The sequence below is a fragment of the Cryobacterium sp. TMB3-10 genome (genome assembly GCF_004402305.1).
Lineage (GTDB): Bacteria > Actinomycetota > Actinomycetes > Actinomycetales > Microbacteriaceae > Cryobacterium > Cryobacterium zongtaii.
On the sequence record NZ_SOGH01000015.1, the window covers coordinates 71,644 to 92,956 of the forward strand.

A 21,313-nucleotide genomic window follows, 5' to 3' on the forward strand; every position below is an offset into this window, starting at 1 on the left:
GGAAGCCAATCTTGCAAGGGGCACGCGCTCAGCGCGAGGGTTACCGGTGTCTCACAACCCAGATGCCTCGTATCCCATGGGATATGCGACGGCACCGCACGCCCGGGTAGAGTGCTGAGCTGTGTCGAAGCAGCATGCTTGCCCCTCACATTCGGGTGCTCAATTCGGCCGATAAACACTATTGACCAGCTTTTTATGTGAGTCTAAAGGCGACAGGTTCGCCAGAGACCGATGAAAGGAACTCCTATGACTGCCGGCGCTCTCATGATTGTGCTCATCGCTGGGGGTGGTCTCGGGCTCGCTCTCTTGATTCTGGCGGCCTTCTACCTGCTGTCCTCGCGGCGGCGGCTCAGCGCATCCGCTGCTCGGGATCTTCAAGGCTCCGATCCAGAACTAGCTCGAGCGATGTCGGACGTGCGAGCCGACATTGAGCGGGGCCAGCGAGGGTTCTGAAGTCTCGCCGCGACTGTATGAGCCGATGCCGCTAGGGTGCCTCATAACCTGAGTGCCTCATATCCCATGGGATTTGAGACGTGGGAGATCGACAGCTCGCGCGGCAGGTGAGCTGTCTCACATCTTGACCTGACTCGAATCGGTAGGGATATGAGACAGAACAGTGATTGGCTACGCCAGCTCGGTGATTCCATTTAGATCCCCTGCATCGTCGAGACGCCACGCGCAGCTGATCCACAACCAACTCAAGGGCCCTATGAGTTTGCAGCAACCCACTTGCCCGCGCACGTCGTTAGTCTGGGCGCATGAAGAGCGCAGAGCCGGATCTCACAAAATCGGAAACTGGGACTCAGTGATCCATTCAGATGTTGCCACGCTAATCAACAGCGACGACCCGATGGACCGTGCACAAGCAGTCCTCTGCGAATCGCTATCTCCCGATCAAATCGAACGCCTACTAACCGATCCCGACGCTACCGTGCGGAAAATGGCCGAAGACTTGCATCGCGATATTTCCGCAGAAATGATTCTTCGAGTCATCGAGAAACATCCCCAAGAGATAAAGCACTTCGCCCTTCACTCCAACGCACCAGGGATCGCACTCGGACACAGAGCGTTGAACTGGGTAGGGCAACCGAATCTCGAACGGTATCTCGACTATCGGAACGCAACGAATACCCAACGAGGACGAATGTACGAAATGTGGGCTGCCGCCGGCGGAGGAATGACCACCCTGGCCGAACTTTGGGACAACACATTCGGTGTCTAAGAGGCCCCAATGTCTCGCAACCCTTTCAGTCTCGAAACGTATGGGTCACGAGACGGGAACACCAATTGTCATCGGTCCCGGCACCACGCTAGCGCGCTCTCTTTGCCGATTTTTCGATGGCCAAGCCACAGATGCGTTCAACGAGTGTCGCGTAATCAATCCCGACCGCGGCGGCTGACTGTGGCAAGAGGCTCGTTGCTGTGAGCCCTGGCAGCGTGTTGACCTCGATCAGCCATAGAACACCTTGCGCGTCCAGACGGAAATCCGCGCGGCTGTACCCGTCGAGTTTGAGACATGCATGGGCAACAAGCGCCAATCGTTGGGCTTCGGCGGCGATCTCCTCAGAGACCTGAGCTGGAAACTTCTCGAACGGCGCCGGCCTGGTATTTCTGTTGGTAGGAGAATGCGCTGTCGGGATCGAGCATTACTTCTCCAACTGCCAGGGCGATTCCATCGAGAACCCCGACCGTCAGCTCACGCCCGGCGATGAACTGCTCCAGTAGCACTTCGCCGTATCGCGATGCCGTCTCGAGCGCTGCGTCCAATTCAACCGACGACCGGACGAGCGAGAGGCCGACCGTGGACCCTTGGGAATTCGGCTTGACGATGAGTGGGTAACCTATCGGCTCGGCCTGACCGGGCCGTTTGCTATCCCAGATCGCCCAGCCGGGCGTTTCGATGCCCGCAGATGCGAAAAGCCGCTTCGAAATGTCTTTATCCATGGCAAGACCGCTACCGAGGGATCCACTGCCAGTGAAAGTGACACCGGCCAGCTCCAGCAAGGCCTGGAACTGGCCATTTTCACCAGAGCCTCCGTGTAACGCCAGGAACACCACGTCAGTTCCCGCGACGGCGGAGGCGACGGTCAATTCTGACCTACGAGTTTGGAGCCGGTCTAGGCTGTCGCGGCTTGGAGGCGTGTCGGGGACCGACGCAGTGAGCGCGGCCGGTTCCGATGCGGCGCTAACGGCCCCTAGAGCGGTGTCCACAAGGAGGACGTCATGCCCGCGAGACCTCAACGCCTGCACCACTTGCGTGGCACTAGCGATCGACACGTCTCGTTCTTCACTATCCCCGCAGAACAACACCCCTACGCGCATGGCCTTAGGCTATCGGCTCGACGTGCAGCGATTCCGACACGGTGCTGGGCCCCTCAAATCGCTTGGGCAGCCAGCGTGATGAAGAGGTGCCTCGTAACCTGCGTGTCTCGTATCCCATGGGATACGAGACGCCGGCGATCACCTGTTCACGCGCCGAGCGGCCAGGTGGCTTGTCTCGGATCTGGACCTGTCTCGCATCCGTAGGGATACGAGACAAACATAATGTCGCGTTTGAGGCAGCGAACTGCGAGTCCAAGCCGGGCCCGTTGCACGGGAAGTAGAAAGTTCGCGAGGGCGCCACGCCGTCACTGTGAAGGGACCTTATGGCGCCGCCGCGGTGATCGTCCGCCTACGGGGGCGCCTTGGAGCTACCGCGAATCGACGTCGTAGGTCACCCGAAGAAGACCGTCCCCCTCGCTGCTGTGGTGTCCGCGCAGGGTTAGGGTCACATCGTTGGTGAGGTCACCGAAGAGACGGTGACCTTGCCCGATCAGAACGGGTGCGATCGAGACGGTTATCTCGTCGACGAGCCCGGTAGCGAGGAACGCCTGGATGGTACGACCGCCGTCGATGTAGACACGTGAAGCTCCTCTGGCGTCGAGCATCCTGCTGGCTTCCTCGACCGTGCGTGCGACTTCCACCCGATCGTCCGCCTCGATCGTTGTGCTCAGCACGATGACTCGCTTCTCGTGGAAAGGCCAGGAATCGAAACCCAAGACTGTCTCGTAGGTGGATCGTCCCATGACGAGCGTGTCGATCGTCGGGAAGAACGTCTCCCATGTGAGAGCGGGGTGCGCTGTCACATCCGTGGTGTGCGGTCGAGTGGTGGGGCTGGTGAGCCAGTCGAGGTCACCACTAGGTCTCGCGATGAACCCGTCGAGACTCGTGCCAATAAACACGCATCCAGTCCAGGAGCGGTTGTGAGTCATTTCCAGCCTTCCAAGAGGAGGTCGAGCGTAAGGGTGGGCGTAGTCGGTTCGAGTTCGACGGCTTGGCGGTACAGGCTGCCGTGAAGAGCGTCGAGCAAGGTCAGCGCAGCGCGGTGCGGATCCACGTCTGCACGCAGGGGGAGGTGCTTTAGTAGCGCAGTCAGGTAGCACGCCTGTTTGCTCCAACCGTCTCGTAGCAGCGCGGCGGATGCAGGAGACCAGAGGTCGCGCGTCAGGGCACCCAGGCCGGAAATGGCCGCCGCTGTCGACGGTGCAGCGAAGTTCTCGTCCAGGTAGGCGCGCAGCTCGGCCAGTTCATTGCCCAGGGCGGTGGGCGCATCGGGGATGTGCTCGATCCACCGCCGCGTCAGCGCGAGCAGCAGCTCTTGCTTAGAGCCGAACCGCTTGATCAGACCTGCCGGGCTCATGCCGGCCGCCGGCGCTACGTCTTGGAGAGCCCACGGCGTCATGGCAGGCCGCTCTGTCAGGGCCGCATCGATGGCATCCAGCAACTGCTCGTCTGATCGATTCTGCGGTCTCACCATGAAATTAGTAAACCACAATTCACTAACTCATGCAGACCTTTTGTCCTGCGCTTCGGGGTCGTTTAGGGCACTTAGCGGCTGCATAACGGGCACCCGCGTGATGCCCAAGAGCGGCCACCGCGTCTCGCAACCTCTCTGCCTCGAAACTCATGGGATATGAGACGTCAAAAATCGCTTGCTCACGCGACAAGCGGCAGCTGACTTGTCTCGTATCTGGACCTGTCTCGCATAGGTGGGGTTACGAGACACCCGCTATGCCCGTGAGTCATTTTGACCGATTGACGGCGGCAAACCAGGCGGATAGTGGTCGAGCCGTGATGAGTATCAGGATGCCGAACAGCGTCTGACAGAGTACGCCAAAGAGTGAAAGGCCTCCGATCGTGGCGTAAACCGTGGCATTCACGCCAACGTCGACGACGATGACGACAACACCGAGGACGACGCCAACCTGTTTCTGGAGCAGTATGAGAACGACGACAAGCGGATCTAAAACCGTCAGCAAGATCCAGAACAGGCGAAGAGGATCGGGGAAGGACGAATAGGCGTTTGTGCCACCCAGCAAGAGATCGACGGTGTGCGTGCTGGTGCCAATCAGGTAGCCAGCGATCCAGAGCGCCTGAAAAATGCGGGCCGAACCACTACATCGGGAAGATTCAGTGTCGTTCACCCGCGTCTGCTCCTCACGACGATGCCTCCACGCGCGCTCATGTCCTCAACCTACTTGCTCCATTGCGCCAGGATCGCTCGGATTTTGCCTAGGCTGCGGGGTCCAATGCGCCCAGGTCTGGTCAGAGTCTTCATGCGTCATCGGATGGCTCCTTGAGAGCCCGACGTCGCCTAACCTCCGTGTATCGAAACACATGGGATATGCGGCACCAGAAACCGTCTGAATCGTCGCTGATTGGCTCGGCAGCCAGAATCGTTCGTCCTCGGGTTGCTTATGTCGCGCAGTACGATTCCCCCGTGAAGAGAACACTCGTTGGCATACGAACCTCCGCAGCATCGCTCTTCATTGCGTGGCTGATACACGATGTGGAGGAAGCGTTCACGTTCCCGGCTACATCAAGGATCATCGCCGCGCGGTTGGGATCCTCCCGCATTCTGGTAACTCCGGCCCAGTCCGCGATCGCCATTGCTCTAATGGGCTTGCTCGTCGGAGGGGCGTGCGCTCGGGGTATACAGACCAACGGCAAGTCACGACTGTATCGCGCTGTCACAGCGGGCTTAGAAGCGCATGTGGCCACCCACGTCCTGGCCTCCGTTGTTCTCAAGCGATACACCGCCGGACTGGTTACCGCACCATTCGTAATGCTGCCCGGGGCCCGGATCTCCCGCGCCTCCCTCAGGCGCAGTGCCACGCCTCTCACCGCGGGCGACACCGCGCGAGGAGCTGCCCTGATGTTGAGCGCAGCTCTTGCATCTCATTTCGTCGCCAGACTTGCATGCCCCGGGTCCCGACCTTCATCGTGACTGTCACGGGGCCACCACCCAGCAGCGTTTGTCTCGTAACCTGAGCGCCTCGTAACCCATGCGATACGAGACGCAGAGATCAGTCCTGGCGGCACGGCGAGCACCGGGCCAGACGTCTCGGATCCCAATGGATGCGGCACATCCGAAAGACGTCCAGAAATATGAGACCCAGGTTTCTGCGGCACCTCTAGGCTCGCGATCATGGACGATCTTCTGAAGCACCAGGTGGCCTGCGGATTACTCACGCGGGCGGGCCGCGTGTTGCTGGTCCACAGATCGTCATCAAAGCGTTGGTACCCCGACGTCTGGGACTTCCCCGGCGGACATCTTGAGCCGGGCGAGAGCAGCAGCGAAGCGCTAGTGCGGGAGCTGCGGGAAGAGTTGAATATTGAGATTGCTCCACCGGTCGGACCGGCTCTCCATGCAATCCAGACGCTGGACGCACGCATAGATATTTGGAAAGTCGTCGACTGGGAAGGTGCCGTCATCAACGCCGCCCCGGACGAACATGACACGTTCGGGTGGTTCACGCCGGAGGAAGCAGAATCCCTGGATTTGGCTGACGCGGACTACCCAGCACTGATTGAGCTCGCGCTGACCTAACACCACGGGTGCTCGGCGTCGAAACCGGTGCTCGTACCTCGAGCGTGCCGAATTGATCAACGGTTGTTCACTGATGCCGACGAGCCTCAGGTGTCTCGTAACCTAGGTGTTCCATTTCCCATGGGTTACGAGACGTCAAAGCTCGCCTGCTCACGCAACAAGCGGCAGCTGACTTGTCTCGCATCTGGACCTGTCTCGCATCGGTAGGGTTTCGAGACAGGACGAAGGCTGCGCTTAGTGCGTGGCATCGAAACCCCGATGTGGCCAGGCCAGCTTAGGGCTGTGGCGTCAGGCTCGTGTCTGGAAGGCAAGGGTGACGTACGGAGGTAGTCGCGCGCCACCACCGCAGTCACTATCCGATCGCCGATATCGGCCCCAACCGAGTAAACGTTTGGATCGGAGTCGATGGGCAGGAGCGCGCCACACCCGATCTAGGCGGTCGCTCGTCCTGTTCGAATCACCGAACTCGCGTCAAGCCGCTCAGAAGAGGGTGCTGATGAGGGAGGTGTTCGTGAAGTCGAAGATGATCCTGAAGGGTGTGTCGACCGTGATGGATTTCCTAAGTCCGGGGTCGCTCCTGAATTGGGCGTCATCTGACTGGAAGCTCACCTTGATCGCACCTGGTGCCATCGAGGAGTCCTGAGAGATTTGTACCTGGCGGTCGGAAGTGACGTACTTCCGAGTCTGCTCGCCAACGCTGGTGGCCGCTTGCTGATACTCCGCTGCGTTGAAGCCCACGGACTCGATGACGACGTAGGGCAGGTCGGTGCCCTTGAGGAGTGCGACTGCTCCAGCCGGCGCCGTTCCAGCGAAGCCCACGTGCATGGCGCTGGAGTCATCGAAGAAGGCGTAGGCGAACTCGTTGGGGAACTGCTCTTCGATGAGCGCCGTGGCGTCGCCGAGCGGCGTTTGATTTAGGGCAGCGAACTCATTCATGGCTGTAGTTGCCGCGTCGGACGGGGGAGCGTGTTCTTCCACGATGGGGAGTCGACTCGGCTCGACACTGGCCACTCCGGCCGACCCAGCGCCCGTGGTGGAAGCCGCTGCGCAACCGGACAGCGCTAGTGCTGACAGACTCACGCCGATGAGGCAGGAGATGATCTTGTTCATGCCGAGTACCCCTTTGAATTTAGCGTCCGACGTGCCCTTTCGTCGAGCAGGACCGTCGCTGTGCTTCGGAGCGTACTGCCCTGGCTCAGGGAATAGCCGACTGGTTTGCTGAGTAAGCCCTGAGGAAAAACCGTGAGTACCTGAGCCTCAAGCGCCACAAGTGGGCACACTAAAAACCCCGGTCACATGGCCGGGGGCTTTTTGGTTCTGGCGGGAGCGCTGCGCTATGAGCTCACGGTGTCGGCGTTTGCCCTTGGACATCGGCACCTTTCTGATAGGCAGCCCGGCGCTGCACGACTGACACTGATGGCGCGCGCCGCGGATCATTCATAAGTGATCGTTCGAAATCAGCAATTAGTCACCTAAACGGCACTCCAGCCGGATCTGTCTCGCAACCTACCTGTCTTGAAACCCATGGGATGCAAGACGCTGACGCCGCTCTGGACCGGCGCACGCAATCAGTTCGATGCGCTAAAAACGCTGCCAGAGCGCAAAAGTCACAGGTGTGTGGATCCACTCGAGGAACGTCTGCTGGACGATCCCTATCGGTCAACCGCGGTGGCCGGCTTTCCTGGCCCGAGTACGTTCTTATCGACCTGAACCGAGAACGGTGACCCGACATCTGCCTCTTCGATCAACCTGGTCGACTCTTGGATCAACCGGGCCGCATCCGAGCTGCCCTCATCGGCAATTCGGGTGACACCAAGCACGCCGACACCAAAGTCTGGTCGCGCACCGATCATGGGGAATGGAACATTCGTGGGCCACGTCGCTTGCAGGTCAGCGACAAGCTGTTCGGCTGTTGCATTGTATTCAGCATCGGTGAACCCGGAGTCCTCGAGGATCTGCGCTGGCTGCCCCGTCGACTTGACCGCAGCTAGAACCGCGGGTACCGCTTCATTAGTGAAACCGATGACGGGTTTAAGTTCGCTGTCGAAGTAGAAGAAGGCGTAGTCGTTCGGAAACGACTCCAAGACCGGACCCACAGCCGACGAGAATTCTTCGTTCGGTACGGCTGCACTTTTGACTTCGGCGGGCGTGAGCGAGTTGGCAGGCGAGGCTGCGGTGGGCTCAATGCCCTCAGCGGAAGCTGCCGCGCACCCGGACAATGCCAGAGCCGTCAGTCCAAGACCGATAAAACAGGACGCGATCTCTATCACTTCTTCACCCCTTTGTGGTGATGTGGGCATGCGCCGCGCCGACGTGGCGAGTGGCATCGCCTCGATCTGCCGCACTCTGATCATTGGGTTGCTTCTTTAACCTAGAAATGTCCGCAGCGCATCAATGGGTGTCAATCCGACTTGATCTGGGTGTCCCGCGTGGGTCATTACCGCGTGTATTGGGCAACGGAACGGCCAACTGGGCTTCCGATCAGAAGCATGGACGCTGCCGGCAGAGAGGCTACGGATGGATCAATGCGGCAGGATCGAAAGAGCCCACCAAGGTGACACCATCCGCAAGATAAATCGGCACAAGAGTGGTGGATGCTTCGGAATCGGCGCTGGCGGATCCCGACAGGTGGGACTCCGCAAGCGGGTTGGCCGCTTCGAGGGCGTCCCGATGTGCGTAGCCGACCTCACCATCCACAATAAGAATCGGCACAAGGTCGATTGCAGAGGCGCTGAAGCCGCTCAAGGCCTCCGCGGATGCGGGGCTATCGGATTGGACTGCGTTCTGAGCATCCGCGCTCATGGAGAGCTGGTCGTAGGCCTCCACGGCGCCGGCACCGATGCCGCCGGCGAACAGAAGAGCCGCCGTGGCAGCGAGCGAGAACGCTGTGCGCGAAAGTCGGGCCCTGCGAGGCCTGGCTGTTGCCGCCACCTGGCCGGTGAGAAGGCGTCGGATCTCATCGCTACGGCGCGGGTCAAACTCTGAAGGTCGATCAAGTCGACCTGTTCGGTCCTGGCTCATGACAGACTCCACTGTTCTCTCGCGTCGGGTGCAGACTGCATCATCAACTCGGCCATTCTCTTCTTTGCTCGGTACAACCGAGATTTCACCGTGCCGATGGGGATGCGCAGAGCCAGGGCTGCCTCTGCGGTGGTCAGGTCCTCCAGCACGCAGAGCGTAAGGATGTTCTGATCCCGCGCACTGAGCTGATTGAAGACCTCGCGCACGCCCGGCGCATTGCGGGCGCGGTCCATTTCGAGCGACAGGTCGTCGGACGGGTCTGGGCTCGCCGCTTCTGGCGAGAGTTTCGCCAGGGCCAGGCGGTAGCGCCTCGCCGAACGGGCCTGGTTGCGGCAGACGTTGTTTGTGGTCACCAACAACCAGCCGATAACCGAGCCATTAACCACGCGTACCCTACGTCGATGGCGCCACAACTCGAGGAACACGATTGCCGTGGCATCCTCAGCATCGTGGCGTGACGCGAGCGAGCGCAGGGCGTGGCCGAACACTCGGTCGCGGTGTTCATCAAACAGCTCCCCGAACGCCCCCGCATCCCCGTCGACGGCGCGAGCCCAGACCTCGTACTCGTTAATCCCCCGGGCTGCCGTCATACCTAATAATGTCCGCACGCCGAACGTGGTTCCATCGCGGAAAGACCACGGCATGGCGAGGCGCAGACCCGTCGACGCGTGCGCTTGCCTTCAATGCGTCTGGCGGAGAGGGCCTCGCACTGAGTGTGTCTCGAAACCTATGTGTCTTTTATCGCATGGGATACAAGACATGGGCGCGACAATTCCCTTGTTGCGCCCAGCACGTGCTCGCGGGCTACGTCTATGCCCGTGAGTCATTTTGATCGATTGACGGCGGCAAACCAGGCGGATAGTGGTCGAGCCGTGATGAGTATCAGGATGCCGAACAGCGTCTGACAGAGTACGCCAAAGAGTGAAAGGCCTCCGATCGTGGCGTAAACCGTGGCATTCACGCCAACGTCGACGACGATGACGACAACACCGAGGACGACGCCAACCTGTTTCTGGAGCAATATGAGAACGACGACAAGCGGATCTAAAACCGTCAGCAAGATCCAGAACAGGCGAAGAGGATCGGGGAAGGACGAATAGGCGTTTGTGCCACCCAGCAGGAGATCGACGGTGTGCGTGCTGGTGCCAATCAGGTAGCCCACAATCCAGAGCGCCTGAAAAATGCGGGCCGAACCAGTACATCGGGAAGATTCAGTGTCGTTCACCCGCGCCTGCTCCTCACGACGACGCCACCACGCGCGCTCATGTCCTCAACCTACCTGCTCCATTGCGCCAGGATCGCTCGGATTTTGCCTAGGCTGCAGGGTCGAATGCGCCCAGGTCTGGTCCGGGTCTTTATGGGTCATCGGAGGGCTCCTTGAGAGCCCGACGTCGCCTAGCCCCCGTGTATCGAAACCCATGGGAAATGAGTCACGGATATCGCCCTGGTGGGGGTCACCTTGCCCCGCTACTCCGTTCCTTTATGCGGTACCATCAATACTCACGAGTCAGCCAGGACCGTCCTGCCGTCTTCAGGTATCAGCTCTTGTCGTCGATTGTGGAGGCAAAAATGGGTGCCTCACCTCCGCACTGGTCAGTAGCATTCTCAGGGAGTTTTAGGCCCTCGAGCCCACCGCCACCACCCACCGATATTTGGTCGCCAACAACGAACTCGTTGCCGTTGAGTCTGAGAGTCGTTCCGTCCCAGCTCGTTCCGTCACGGGGAAACACGAACGGCGCACCACCGACGAGAAGACATCCGTCCTCGAATGAAACCTCTCCCGCGTACGCGGCCCCCAGCGCGATGAAATTGTCGCCTACTCTCGTGACCTCGTACGTCAAGAGACCGTCGACGAAAGCAATAGTGGAGCCAGATTCCTCGCCGGCCACGGGCGAGGACGCTGGCGCCCCGGTGCTGATGGCCCCTCCAGCGCAACCAGACAGGGCAAGCGCGACCACTATCACTGCGATGCTTCTGTATTTGTGCTTCATCAACTGCCCCTCAAGACTGGTGCTCTTCGGTGTGAGATCAAGGAATCTTCATCCCCGCTCCTTGGCCGCAGCCTATTGCCCGGTTGATCCTTGCGCTCCTTCGGAGCCCTAATAAATAGTGTCCGTTACGCGCTGTCCTGTTCCCAACAGCCCCGAACCGGGACGCACTCCTGAGTGCCTTGACGCCCCACAGCGTTGCGTGCGGCGATTCGAGCGCACTGCGGGCACGTGTCTCGAAGCAAGACCGCCTCATAACCCATGGGAAACGAGACGTTGGAGATCATCCGTTCAGGCGACGAGCGGCAGGCGACTTGTCTCGCATCTGGACTTGTCTCGTATCGGTAGGGTTTCGAGACACCGAAGCCTTCGCTGATGGAGCCTGCTGGAGTGGCGCGGAAGCTCAGGTCTGCGCGGCGGGCCGGTCCTCAGCTTCTATGGTCGAATCGTGAACTATTTATCGGTGAATGAGCAATACCTAGTGTGAGCACAGACAACGAGGTGATCGAGAGATCGATCGGCAGCCCGGAAGAATTCGCGGCGCTGTACGACCGGCATGCGGGGACGATCCACCGATACGCGGCTCGCCGGATCGGCGCGGAGGTCGCGGACGATATCTTGTCCGAAACCTTCCTGGTCGCCTTCGACAAGCGGCGAGGGTTCGACGCATCTGCGACCAGCGCTCTTCCGTGGCTGCTGGGCATCGCCACAACGCTGCTGAAGCAGCATGCCCGGCGGGAGGCAGTCGCGTGGAGAGGCATGGTCGCAGGAATCGCGGCTGACGTTGTGCCTGACGCGATCGAGCTTGCTGGCGCACGGATGGACGCGGCGCGATCCGCTAAACGGATCGAAAGTGCGCTGCGGCGGTTGTCGGTGGGTGACCGAGACACTTTGCTGCTCTACGCCTGGGGAGATCTCGACTACCAAGGCGTCGCGGATGCCTTAGAAATTCCTCTCGGCACCGTGCGTTCCCGGCTCAACCGGGCGCGTCGACTGCTTCGCTCCGCTCTCGACATTGCTACCGATAAGGAGACCTTTCATGGACGAACTGACACTGCTCCGCAGCGCTCGTACTAACCCACCCAAGCCGAGTCGGCAAGCACTCGACTCCGGTCGCGCGGCATTGCTGGCGCACATTGAGGAATCCCGCCGTCCGGCATCCCGCCCGTCCGTCGCCAGGCGCATGCCCGTTCTGCGCCGAGTTGGATATTCGGCTGCCTGCACGGCTGTGGCGGCCACGCTCGTGACTGGCCTGATCATGAGCGACATGATCGGGCTCGCCGGCTGGCGCGGCGGCGCCGATCCCGCCGCGGCTGCCGTGCTCAACGAAGCGTCGGCGCTGACTATCGCCACAGCAGACCCTGTGCTCAAGCCAGGTCAGTATCTCCGGGTGGACACGAGCGCGGTCTACAACGGACTGGGCCCCGCCGGCAAGAACGGCCGCGAAATTTTCTTCCTCACGATCACCGAGGACCAGCTCTATATCCCGGCCAATCTCAATGACGATTGGGTCTGGATGCGGGGTATGAGGAAGCCGTATCAAGCCTTCGGGCCTGAGTCCGAGGCCGCGATGCAGTCGGAGTGGGAGCAGAGTTTGGCAAAACGCGGCAGCCCTGACTACCAGGAAAACGTGCGAGCCGCGGGCGGCGCCTTCTATGGCAGCCCCAGCTCTGACGTCGAGATGCTGGCGGCTCTGCCCCGCGACCCATACCAGCTCCTCAACAACATCTACCGCATTACGTTGGGCCAGGGCCCCTCACCTGACGGTGAAGCGCTCGTCTGGATTTCAGACACCCTCCGCGGTGGCGGAATTCCAGCAGACCTCCGCGGAGCACTTTACGAAGCCGCAGCCATGATCCCCGGCGTCATGATCACTGAGGGAGTCGCGACGCTCAACGGACGCACAGGAATTGCCATTGGTCGGCAGGAATCGGGTCAGAAGACCAGACTCGACATGATCATCGATCCCGAAACCGGGGAAATGATCGGGGAACGAACGACCGTCGTGGCGCTCGGCGGCGATTATCCGCTCCCAGTGGGAGCGATAGTGGGATGGACGGCTGTGACCACCACAGTGGTGGACGAAGCCCCCGCGGGTGGCAACGTTTACGGACACATGGGCCTGCCGGGATGATCTCCCGCAATCAGTCCTCAACGCCCGACCCAGCCGGTGTCAACCTCCGGCTGGGCTCCTCCGTCGATCTAACCGCCCTGGTCAAACGAAAGCTGGCGGAGTCTTCTTCCGACGAGCAGACCACGATTGCGCCCCTGAAGAACTAGAGCGCACGTGTGCAGCGGCTTGGAGCGATGCGTCTCGAAACCCAAGTGCTTCAAAACCCATGCGTTATGACGCTCTCGCGGCGCGTCAACGGTGCCATGGAGAGCTGAGCGCGTCGCGCCCATTGATTCAATCGCCCGCCAGAGGGACGAGGGTGCCTCCCGGCAACGCGTCACGAATTGATCCCTCCTTCCATGTTCCTGTGAGCGGCCAGAACACGGCGGAGGCTTCGTGAACCTGCACCGCCAGGCTTTGGCTGGTGGTCGGAATGTATAGCGGGACCTGGTCGGCTGCTGCGTACTCAGGGTTTGTATTCACCATCCCCCCGCTGGCGGGCCAACCCCGTTCCAGGTAGGCAGCTATTTCGCTGCCTAGAGGGATGCGCTGGAGGTATTCGTCGACCGATAGTCCGCCAGTGCTGGTGGCGAAAGACGGGATGACTATACGCAAAAAACCGTCCGGTCCCGGCTCCGCAGTGCCTTGTATCGTCTGGTCTGTGGAGAGGACGAGTGTGAACGTCTTCACCACGCCATAGGGCTGTGGCACCTCGGCAGGAGCCTGCGTCTCCTCTACTCCAATGACCGTTCCCAAAACCACGAGCTGTGCGCCGGCGGCAAGCTCTGCTGGGTCGCTAGCGACGGTCTCGTCGCCGGAAGCGTCCGGCGGGTTGACTGCGACAGGGCCGGCCGTTGCCAGGGGCGTGTCGCTCTCTTGACCATTGAGGTTCCCGAGTGCGAGGCTGCCGATGATCACGATTCCAACTGTCACCAGGGTTGCGGGGAGCCACTTGGACGAGGTCTTTTGGGGGGCGCCGGTGAGCGCATCAGTTTCAACTTGTGAGATAAGCAGGGTGCGAAATGCCTCTTGTCGAGCTTGAGACGAGGAGTGGTTGGTCATGATGTCCTTTCCGCGGTTGCTGGGACCGGTCCGGTTAGAAATTCTTGAGCCAACCTTCTCTTTGCTCGGGAGAGCCGGGATTCGACTGTGCCGTCCGGGACGTTGAGCACGATCGCCGCTTCGCTTACTTCGAATCCCTCGAGCACACAGAGAGTGATGACTTGACGTGCAGCAACGGGTAGCCGGGACAGAGCCAGTTCGATGTCGCTGAGCTCGTCCACAGCAGCAGGGGCGTCTTGGATGGGTGGTAGCCGGCGGAGGAGTGCTTCATGGCGGCGGGCGCTACGAGACAGATTTTTCGCGGAATAGTTTGCGACGACGAGCAGCCAGGGCAAGAGCGATCCGTTAACGAAACGAACAGAATCTCGTTTCCGCCAGACTTCCAGAAACGCAAGAGAAACAACGTCCTCTGCGTCAACAAAATTCATCACCAGACGCCGGCTGTGACGTAGTACGCGATCGTGATGTCGGTCATACACGCGGCCAAACGCCTCGCCGCGTCCGGCGAGAGCTAGGTCCCACTCAACTGAATCACTGGTGCTCATACTTAGAAGTGTCCGGCACCACCGGATTTGGTTCCAACCAAATCCGACGCCAACGCTAAAAGGTCAGAAGCGCTAAGTGCCTCGAAACCCAAGTGTTTCAAAATGCATGGGTTACGAGACGTCAAAGCTCGCCTGCTCACGCAACAAGCGGCAGCTGACTTGTCTCGCATCTGGACCTGTCTCGCATCGGTACGGTTATAAGACAGCAGGATGCCGTGCCCGACGTCGTGCGTCCGATTTCCAAGATGCCGCCGTGGCTGGCATTTTGAGATGCTTGACAATCTCCCATCGAGGTACTGCTAGGTTCAGCCCCATGCGCAGCGTAGGTGGTGGCACTAAGACGTTTAGGCGTTGGGGAGCCGCGTCGCTGTTGGTGCCGACGTTTTTCCTTCCGGGTTGTGTCGATCCGACCGGTATTGAATCCCCTACCGTCACCGACAGCGGTGCAACAACGGGCAGCGGTCCGCGGATCATCACTGGCAGGATCCCTGGAGAGTACGAGCATCGGGACATCGCTGGTACGGTCGCAACAGCTGATGGTTGCGTTGCATTAGAACTATCAGGGGGTGTGGTGTACCCCATAATCTGGCCGCTCGGATTCCAGCTGCTGCCCGACCAGACTTCTGTCGGTGATGCGAATGGAACTGTCTATATTGGCGAGAAACTGACCGGAAGCAGGGGGTACCTCGTTGCTCGTGAGGAGTTCGAAAAGTTCTCGGACCCGGCACAGCTCACGGGTTTCGATGAGTGCAGCCCAGATGCCGAAACCTTCCTTGTTCTTGTGAATGTAAAGGACTTCGATACCCCTGAGTAGCAGCACTATGGCGCTGGCCAATCGGACAGACACGGGAGCTTCTCCCGTCACGCTGCGGCACTCTCGCAACAACACTGCCTCGAAACGTATGGGTTACGAGACGTCAAAGCTCGCCTGCTCACGCAACAAGCGGCAGCTGACTTGTCTCGCATCTGGACCTGTCTCGCATCGGTAGGGTTCCGAGACAGAATCACCGTCGTGTTTGCTCTACGACCGCTTCCGCAGGCTCCACACACTGTGCATGGGAATCGACATGCCCCGCGCTAGCGAACCTGAGCTGATTTGGAATCCGGTGCAACGCGATTCGTGCGCCATCCTGGTGAACCTGCCTGTGTGCGACGGGCCAGCGGTCGGTTCACCAGAGGTCGAGCATCCGTATTCGGTGTTCTGTTTGGTGCATCTTGCTTCCGGGGATCCATTTGACTCGTGGCTTCGCGATGAACGGTCGCAGTGGGCCGCGCTGGAGCGCAACGCAGAGATTCAGATCGAGCCAACCCAGGGATTGTCCAAGCGAGACATGTTTGAGCAGAAACCACGGCGACCCGAGCACCCAAACGGTGAATCCGAGCGGGATAAGTATCCAGAGCAGAAGTGCTCGAGAAAACAGCATGAGGAGCGCGGGTAGGGGTTCTAGTGGTTGCAGGCCTGTGTGAAGTGCGTGTTCGGTTCGCCAATCCGGTCGGAACTGATTCCCTCGCCGTGATGTCACCATGAAGAGATCGTATTGGTCCAGAGGCGGCATCGCGGCGCGGTCTTCGCAGACTTTGCCGTCTCGGCAAAGAGGGCCTCAAACGATCCTTCCGGCGGGTACGACCTTGTCGCGATGAAAAGTCTCGTAACCGAAGTGCCTCACACGCCATGGCATACGGGACCGGGGTCACCCCTGGGGCCAACCAGGTGGCCCCGTGAGTCGCCTCCTATCCCAAGGGATAGGAGGCGATCGCCCCTACAAGCAGTGCCGTAGATTGACCAGTGAGCAGAGAGGCGCGGTGAGACTCATGTGCCCAAGATCGGTGGGGATCTGTTGAGCGAGAAGGATCGGCTCCCGCGGCCTACGCGCATAAATTGGCTAGTGTATTTGAGCTTCGTCGGGATCAGTGCAGCGGTGGTCCTCCCCGGCCTGTCAGCACGATTTATCGGAAAGACACCCGCCCAGCTCTGGGCCACACTTCCCGCATCTCTAATTTTCGCATTGAGTGCGTTCCTCGCTGTGGGCTTGTATTTCTGGTATTTGTATCGCCCCGCCCGTATGCTCGCCAGGGCGCTTCGCAAAGCGGGGTACGAGCCAGTGGTGACCTCATCGTCGCCCGAATTGGTAATGGCAGTCCAATCTCTCAAAGGCATCAGGCTCGCGTCGGGCTGGTCACGATCCGGCGCATTCCTTGTGTTCGTGGACATTGGGCCTAAGTTCGAACTCTGGCGGTGGCGGCATGGCCGAGTAGAGTGCGTCGTCCGTATCTCGTGGTCATGTGCCACCTCCTGGGAGTTCGGGAGCGTGACCTTCGCCTACCTAACCGATCGAGCGATAATCCTCTGGGTTCGGGTAAACGGTCGCGATTTCGCGCTGCCAATATGCCCGCAAACATCCGGCCTGATCGCCACCGGAGCGGCCAAAGACGCACAGTTCGCGGCTGCTCTTGGCCTCATCGAGTCCCGCGTCCCGCCATCGAGCTCGGTGGTTGAAAAGTATATGGATTAGCTCTTTCAGGAACGCACACGGTCTGACCAGCCACCGCGCCGTAACGCCGTCGACCGCGAGCCTTGGTGGCAACGCCCGTTCAGATCACGATGTCTCGTAACTCACGTGTCTCGTATCCCATAAGTTTCGAGACATCAGGGACGATGTCGGCGCTCGACTAGCGCACGTGGCGACGTATCGTTGTGCGTCGCTTGGCAACGTTTGGAGACGCCTGCACTGCGGTGTCTCTCTAGCGGTCTGGTGACCTGCGGAATTAGCTCCCGTCTCGAAAATCTGCCGGCACATTGGTGCTGTAGGTGATGTTCTTGAACTCGGTGACGCACTGGTCTCCCATGGGGGCCTGCGCGAGAAAGCCCACATGCACAGGGCCCTCGTAGGCGAGGCGGAAGACGCGCACGAAAACCCACTTGTGACCGTCGGCGGAAGAGTGGAAGGCCCAACCCGACCCGGAGCGAACAACGCGGAGGTAGACCGAGTCCGCGGAGACAACTGCTGAGTTGCAGTCATCCGAGTATTCGTTTGTCACCACGGACACGACCATTGCTTGGCCCTGGGGTGAGTATTCGAAGCACAGCTTTGCCCAATGGTCGCTGTCGCCCCAGATCGCCAGGACTGCAGCGTCGAAAGTTGTTCGTTCGGTCAGGACCCGAGCGCGAACTGAGAAGGAAAAGTCTCCCGGTGGGACGAATCCGAGCAAGGACGCTGCGTGTTGTTGGGGTCCACCGAAGGCGTCGTTGGTCCAGTCAGCGCCTGCGGCAGCGGTGACGACGAGGACACCGGTTGTTGGCGTTTCGGCAACTCCCTGGCCGTTGACCCATGCGAGCGGAGGAACCCCCGGCACAGCTACCTTCATCGAATTCCTTCTCCCCATCATGGGCGCCGTACACAGCGCCGTCGATAGCGTAAAGGAAATCCAATACTCGTCGGCGGACTTTAGGAGCTGTTATCGATAACGGGTTTCTCGAGGGTCGGCACCGGAGGAACCGGTCGAGGCACGGCCAACGACGTGGACACGCAGGTAATGTGATGGGTCGGGCTCAGGACTGCCCTGAATCGCCGAGATTAAGGTTTGCGCAGCGAGTTGCCCTTCCGCGGCCAGGCCGTGTCGGATGGAACTCAGCTGCGGATCGAAGTGCCGGGCTTCGGGCAAATCATCCACTCCCAGCACAGCAAGCTGGCTGGGCACACCGATCGAGCGGCCGCGTAGGCCGTGCATCAAACCGATCGCCATCGCGTCATTGGCGACGAAGACTGCGCTGTACGCGTCCGGGCGGATGGTGCGAGCAAGATCAAATCCGGATGCGGACGTCCAGTCGCCGGCTTGGCCGATCTCGACAACCATGCCCAGTGCACTGGCTCGCGCGACAAACGCGTCCTGTCGATGCCCAGCGGAGAGAGCCCCGGGTGGTCCCGGCAGATGCAGCACTCGTTGATGGCCAAGCTCACACAGGTGCTCGGCCGCGACGCGCCCTATTAATTCCTCCGCTCCCGGCTGACTCGGCGTACCCCGGTCGAGAAACCGATCGATAACTGTCTCATATCCTCATTGCCTCATATCGCATGGGTTGCGAGACGTCCTAGAGCGTTGACGAGGGCTAGTTGACGAATTTGTGCGCGCTCGCTCGAATGCACATCAGCCCACACGAGGCAGCGGCGACGAAGACGAGTATGCCCGCAGCCCCACCGCCGTCCAGAACGATCGTTGGACCGAGGTAGACGAGCAGTCCGAGCCCTGCCAATGCCGCTCCCACACCGGCGATGCCTCCCTGTACTAAGCGGGACGACTTCAGGTGATGGTCCGCAATGGCCAGCGCGACAGCGGCACCAACGACGGCGACCGAACTCAACAACAAGCCACCGACTACGGCGAGATACAGTTCCAGACCAATGAAAGGAGCTGCCAGGCCGGGGTTGGCATTGGCGTTGATGACATGACCGACAACAGCCCAGACCACGCTTGAGACGAGACCGAAGCAAACGCCGAGCACCATCGTCAATAGCACTGCCCCGGGATCGCACCTAGTTGTCTGTCGCTGACTTATGGTCTCCATGGGAGTCAGCCTCCCACAGCAGTAGTCGCCCCCTCGGCGCAATGCACCCGCGTTGAGACCGCATTTGGCAATCATGAATGCCCACGAATGAGCGCGGTCTGAGGGTCGCGTAACCTAAGTGCGTCATATCCCATGGGTTACGAGACGTCGAAGTTCGCCTGCTCACGCGACGAGCGGCAGGTGCCTTGTCTCATATCTGGACCTGTCCTGCTTCCGTAGGGTTTCGAGACAAGAGAACTTGTTATGCGGCTGTCCCGCGGCCTGGGGAAATGCGGAGGCATTCCTGTACCCGTGAATGTAGAAGACTTCGACATCCCTGTAGCGCGCCGTCGCTCACGAAATCGGTTTAGAACGCGAGTCTTCTTCGCAGCGCGCTGTTGAAATGAAGCGGAGGTTGGTCGTTAGGTCGCGCGGGAGGATCGCTGGGCGCATGAAAAGGGGCGTCTCGGGCGACCGCTTGGGCGGCGAGCAGTGCGAACGCTATGGTTTCCTGGCGGGCTCCCTAAGTTCGAGTTTCGTGGGCTAAGCCGCACTGGCCCTCCATCCTCACGGTCTAGTAAGAAAGGGGAGCCACAATCAGTAAGCCATCGTCCCCGGGTAAAGGACTAAGAAACTCGTTCTTCGTCTTCGTCGTACTGTTTTCAATCTTCATAGCTGGCCGAATTCTTACGATTGTCGATCGCGCCGACAAGCTAGATGAGTCGCAGAACGCGATTGCGTTCGTCTATTCCGTTGCGATTATCGCGGGACTCGCCCTCTTGATCTTTTTGGGGATGATCCTCTACGGCAAACGCCTTAATCGAAGAGTGCGCGAGCTCTCGGAAGTACAACCCAACAGTCTCGTGCTCAACGTCGACAAGAGGCATGGAACAGGCCTTTGGGAAGCGCTGCTGCAGCTCGGTGCGCCTAGATCGGAAAAGGCATCTATTCTCGCGATTGTCGCTAACGATCGCGGCTTAGAAGTCTATTCGGGACATCGACCATTGAAGCTGCTCGTGCAGATTCCGTGGCAAAACGTGACGTCAGTAGAAAAAGGAGAGTTCGCATTGGGTGTCCGGTCGATTCCGAGAATCGATATACAGGTAAGCACACCAGAAGGCGACCTCCAGCTTCCGATCGTGCCAAACCAATCAGGATGGGGGATCTTCAACTTTTCGAGCCGCGACCGGATCGTGGAATTGGTTCGACTGGTGGCTGAGTTGCGGAGCCGACAGACGCAACAGACGTAGCGAAAGCGACAGCTGCTCTGCATTGTCTTGGCCCTTGCTGGCTGCACGCGACTCCCGAACCTGGATGATGGCGCTGTGACCTACGATGCGAGTTCGGGCGCGGGGAACGCGGCTGCGCTATCGGGCGTCCTGGACTTCGATAATAGATGTGTTCGGCTCGAAACGGCACGATCCCTGTCTTCCCGGAAGACGAAATCTCTGGGGACGGAGAGTTCTTAGTCCTGAACGGGGTCACATACCACATGGGCGACACAATCGATGTTGGTGGCGGCGAAACGAGTCGGGACGTCTCGACCGCTGACGTCCCGGACCGTTGTGGGGACGGACCGCTTTGGGCGGTCGCCCCGAGCTAGTGAGACAATCAAGCATAATGGGCGCAGGCTTCACGTAGATGGGGGTGGCGCGCTCATCCACTCGATCGCATGTAGCCAGAACGAGAGCTGTCTCGTAACCTAACTGCCTCAAATCCCATGCTTTTCGAGTCATCGAACCGAGCAGCTCAATACCAAGGCGGAGCGGCGCTCGACCCCGTACTTTCGAACGCCGGGTCACTCAACGAGAGACCTACATGGCTCGCGTCGACCTGGTGGGTCACCTTCCCATCCGCGTCAGCCACTGCGGTATACCGACCCGCGAAGACCAGAATCGGCTGGTCGCCCGATTCGGTCAACCTGCCAACAACAGTTGTGTGGTCGCCCATTACTAGTACCCGATAAGAGATTTCTCCCTCGAACTCGGCGAGACTCTCCGTGCCAGACACAATGGTCACCCACCGTAAAGGAACCCGTCGTCATCCTGAATAGGCCCCGGGTCGACTACCCTGCCGGTCTGAACGATGAATGACACAAGGCTCCTATCGATTCGGCTGGTCAAAGCAAAGGGGTGCGACCCAGTATCTTGCGGACAGTGGGGACACGCTGCC

The 21,313-nt window shown here is 60.0% G+C and carries 24 protein-coding genes; 8 read left to right on the forward strand and 16 right to left on the reverse strand.

The window, feature by feature from the left end:
* Positions 1-805 precede the first annotated feature (805 nt).
* Positions 806-1,222 carry a hypothetical protein gene (locus E3T22_RS06350; protein ID WP_134480539.1) on the forward strand — a complete coding sequence of 139 codons (417 nt, stop codon included), beginning with the start codon at positions 806-808 and terminating at the stop codon, positions 1,220-1,222.
* 88 nt (positions 1,223-1,310) lie between these two features.
* Here E3T22_RS06350 and E3T22_RS19470 read toward each other — a convergent pair whose 3' ends face one another.
* From E3T22_RS19470 to E3T22_RS06370, 5 genes are all read right to left on the reverse strand, one after another.
* Positions 1,311-1,538: a hypothetical protein gene (locus tag E3T22_RS19470; protein WP_255453164.1), complete on the reverse strand. Its 228-nt coding sequence runs from the start codon at positions 1,536-1,538 to the stop codon at positions 1,311-1,313.
* Between the two features lie 25 nt (positions 1,539-1,563).
* The gene (locus E3T22_RS06355) at positions 1,564-2,322 is read right to left on the reverse strand and encodes a D-alanine--D-alanine ligase (RefSeq protein ID WP_255453163.1); all 759 of its coding nucleotides are present in this window, start codon (positions 2,320-2,322) and stop codon (positions 1,564-1,566) included.
* A 368-nt stretch (positions 2,323-2,690) separates the two neighbouring features.
* Positions 2,691-3,221 (reverse strand): dihydrofolate reductase family protein, encoded by a 531-nt coding sequence (locus E3T22_RS06360; protein ID WP_241983611.1) that lies wholly within the window; start codon positions 3,219-3,221, stop codon positions 2,691-2,693.
* A gap of 26 nt (positions 3,222-3,247) precedes the next feature.
* Positions 3,248-3,796 carry a TetR/AcrR family transcriptional regulator gene (locus E3T22_RS06365; protein ID WP_134480541.1) on the reverse strand — a complete coding sequence of 183 codons (549 nt, stop codon included), beginning with the start codon at positions 3,794-3,796 and terminating at the stop codon, positions 3,248-3,250.
* A gap of 265 nt (positions 3,797-4,061) precedes the next feature.
* Positions 4,062-4,463 (reverse strand): hypothetical protein, encoded by a 402-nt coding sequence (locus E3T22_RS06370; protein ID WP_134480542.1) that lies wholly within the window; start codon positions 4,461-4,463, stop codon positions 4,062-4,064.
* Positions 4,464-4,663: 200 nt separating this feature from the next.
* On the opposite strand from E3T22_RS06370, the gene E3T22_RS19655 reads away from it, so the two are divergent.
* The gene (locus E3T22_RS19655) at positions 4,664-5,266 is read left to right on the forward strand and encodes an HXXEE domain-containing protein (protein ID WP_134480543.1); all 603 of its coding nucleotides are present in this window, start codon (positions 4,664-4,666) and stop codon (positions 5,264-5,266) included.
* A gap of 201 nt (positions 5,267-5,467) precedes the next feature.
* On the forward strand, positions 5,468-5,869 hold the full coding sequence (locus E3T22_RS06380) for an NUDIX domain-containing protein (protein ID WP_134480544.1): 402 nt from the start codon (positions 5,468-5,470) through the stop codon (positions 5,867-5,869).
* Positions 5,870-6,349: 480 nt separating this feature from the next.
* Here the strand turns inward: E3T22_RS06380 and E3T22_RS06385 are convergent, their stop codons facing one another.
* From E3T22_RS06385 to E3T22_RS06410, 6 genes are all read right to left on the reverse strand, one after another.
* A complete protein-coding gene (locus E3T22_RS06385) occupies positions 6,350-6,805 on the reverse strand; it encodes a hypothetical protein (protein WP_134480545.1) in 456 nt (151 codons plus the stop codon).
* Between the two features lie 716 nt (positions 6,806-7,521).
* Complete coding sequence (locus E3T22_RS06390; protein WP_134480546.1) at positions 7,522-8,223, reverse strand: hypothetical protein; 702 nt, start codon at positions 8,221-8,223, stop codon at positions 7,522-7,524.
* A 157-nt stretch (positions 8,224-8,380) separates the two neighbouring features.
* Complete coding sequence (locus tag E3T22_RS06395; RefSeq protein ID WP_134480547.1) at positions 8,381-8,890, reverse strand: hypothetical protein; 510 nt, start codon at positions 8,888-8,890, stop codon at positions 8,381-8,383.
* Positions 8,887-9,480 (reverse strand): RNA polymerase sigma factor, encoded by a 594-nt coding sequence (locus E3T22_RS06400; protein WP_134408949.1) that lies wholly within the window; start codon positions 9,478-9,480, stop codon positions 8,887-8,889. The genes E3T22_RS06395 and E3T22_RS06400 overlap by 4 nt, the downstream gene beginning before the upstream one ends.
* A gap of 233 nt (positions 9,481-9,713) precedes the next feature.
* On the reverse strand, positions 9,714-10,115 hold the full coding sequence (locus E3T22_RS06405; protein WP_134480548.1) for a hypothetical protein: 402 nt from the start codon (positions 10,113-10,115) through the stop codon (positions 9,714-9,716).
* Between the two features lie 313 nt (positions 10,116-10,428).
* The gene (locus E3T22_RS06410; protein ID WP_134480549.1) at positions 10,429-10,881 is read right to left on the reverse strand and encodes a hypothetical protein; all 453 of its coding nucleotides are present in this window, start codon (positions 10,879-10,881) and stop codon (positions 10,429-10,431) included.
* A gap of 480 nt (positions 10,882-11,361) precedes the next feature.
* Here E3T22_RS06410 and E3T22_RS06415 point away from each other — a divergent pair, with 480 nt between their 5' ends.
* Together E3T22_RS06415 and E3T22_RS06420 are read left to right on the forward strand one after the other, a co-directional pair.
* Positions 11,362-11,955 (forward strand): RNA polymerase sigma factor, encoded by a 594-nt coding sequence (locus E3T22_RS06415; RefSeq protein WP_241983612.1) that lies wholly within the window; start codon positions 11,362-11,364, stop codon positions 11,953-11,955.
* A complete protein-coding gene (locus E3T22_RS06420; protein ID WP_134480550.1) occupies positions 11,918-13,012 on the forward strand; it encodes a CU044_5270 family protein in 1,095 nt (364 codons plus the stop codon). Before E3T22_RS06415 ends, E3T22_RS06420 begins: the two co-directional genes overlap by 38 nt.
* A 273-nt stretch (positions 13,013-13,285) precedes the next feature.
* On the opposite strand, the gene E3T22_RS06425 is transcribed toward E3T22_RS06420, so the two are convergent.
* Positions 13,286-13,909 carry a hypothetical protein gene (locus E3T22_RS06425; protein ID WP_134480551.1) on the reverse strand — a complete coding sequence of 208 codons (624 nt, stop codon included), beginning with the start codon at positions 13,907-13,909 and terminating at the stop codon, positions 13,286-13,288.
* 140 nt (positions 13,910-14,049) lie between these two features.
* Positions 14,050-14,598 (reverse strand): RNA polymerase sigma factor, encoded by a 549-nt coding sequence (locus E3T22_RS06430; RefSeq protein ID WP_134480552.1) that lies wholly within the window; start codon positions 14,596-14,598, stop codon positions 14,050-14,052.
* 313 nt (positions 14,599-14,911) lie between these two features.
* Between E3T22_RS06430 and E3T22_RS06435 the strand changes: the two genes are divergently transcribed.
* Together E3T22_RS06435 and E3T22_RS06440 are read left to right on the forward strand one after the other, a co-directional pair.
* Positions 14,912-15,412 (forward strand): hypothetical protein, encoded by a 501-nt coding sequence (locus tag E3T22_RS06435; protein WP_134480553.1) that lies wholly within the window; start codon positions 14,912-14,914, stop codon positions 15,410-15,412.
* Between the two features lie 241 nt (positions 15,413-15,653).
* Positions 15,654-16,037, forward strand: a complete 384-nt coding sequence (locus E3T22_RS06440; RefSeq protein WP_134480554.1) for a hypothetical protein — start codon at positions 15,654-15,656, stop codon at positions 16,035-16,037.
* A gap of 1,327 nt (positions 16,038-17,364) precedes the next feature.
* Here E3T22_RS06440 and E3T22_RS06445 read toward each other — a convergent pair.
* The 3 genes from E3T22_RS06445 to E3T22_RS06455 all read right to left on the reverse strand — a co-directional run bounded on the left by E3T22_RS06445 (position 17,365) and on the right by E3T22_RS06455 (position 19,108).
* On the reverse strand, positions 17,365-17,964 hold the full coding sequence (locus E3T22_RS06445; protein ID WP_134408942.1) for a DUF1349 domain-containing protein: 600 nt from the start codon (positions 17,962-17,964) through the stop codon (positions 17,365-17,367).
* A gap of 90 nt (positions 17,965-18,054) precedes the next feature.
* Positions 18,055-18,639, reverse strand: a complete 585-nt coding sequence (locus E3T22_RS06450) for a substrate-binding domain-containing protein (protein ID WP_134480555.1) — start codon at positions 18,637-18,639, stop codon at positions 18,055-18,057.
* Between the two features lie 67 nt (positions 18,640-18,706).
* Positions 18,707-19,108, reverse strand: a complete 402-nt coding sequence (locus E3T22_RS06455) for a hypothetical protein (protein WP_134480556.1) — start codon at positions 19,106-19,108, stop codon at positions 18,707-18,709.
* Between the two features lie 827 nt (positions 19,109-19,935).
* Between E3T22_RS06455 and E3T22_RS06460 the strand changes: the two genes are divergently transcribed.
* The gene (locus tag E3T22_RS06460; RefSeq protein ID WP_134480557.1) at positions 19,936-20,391 is read left to right on the forward strand and encodes a hypothetical protein; all 456 of its coding nucleotides are present in this window, start codon (positions 19,936-19,938) and stop codon (positions 20,389-20,391) included.
* Positions 20,392-21,313: the final 922 nt, after the last annotated feature.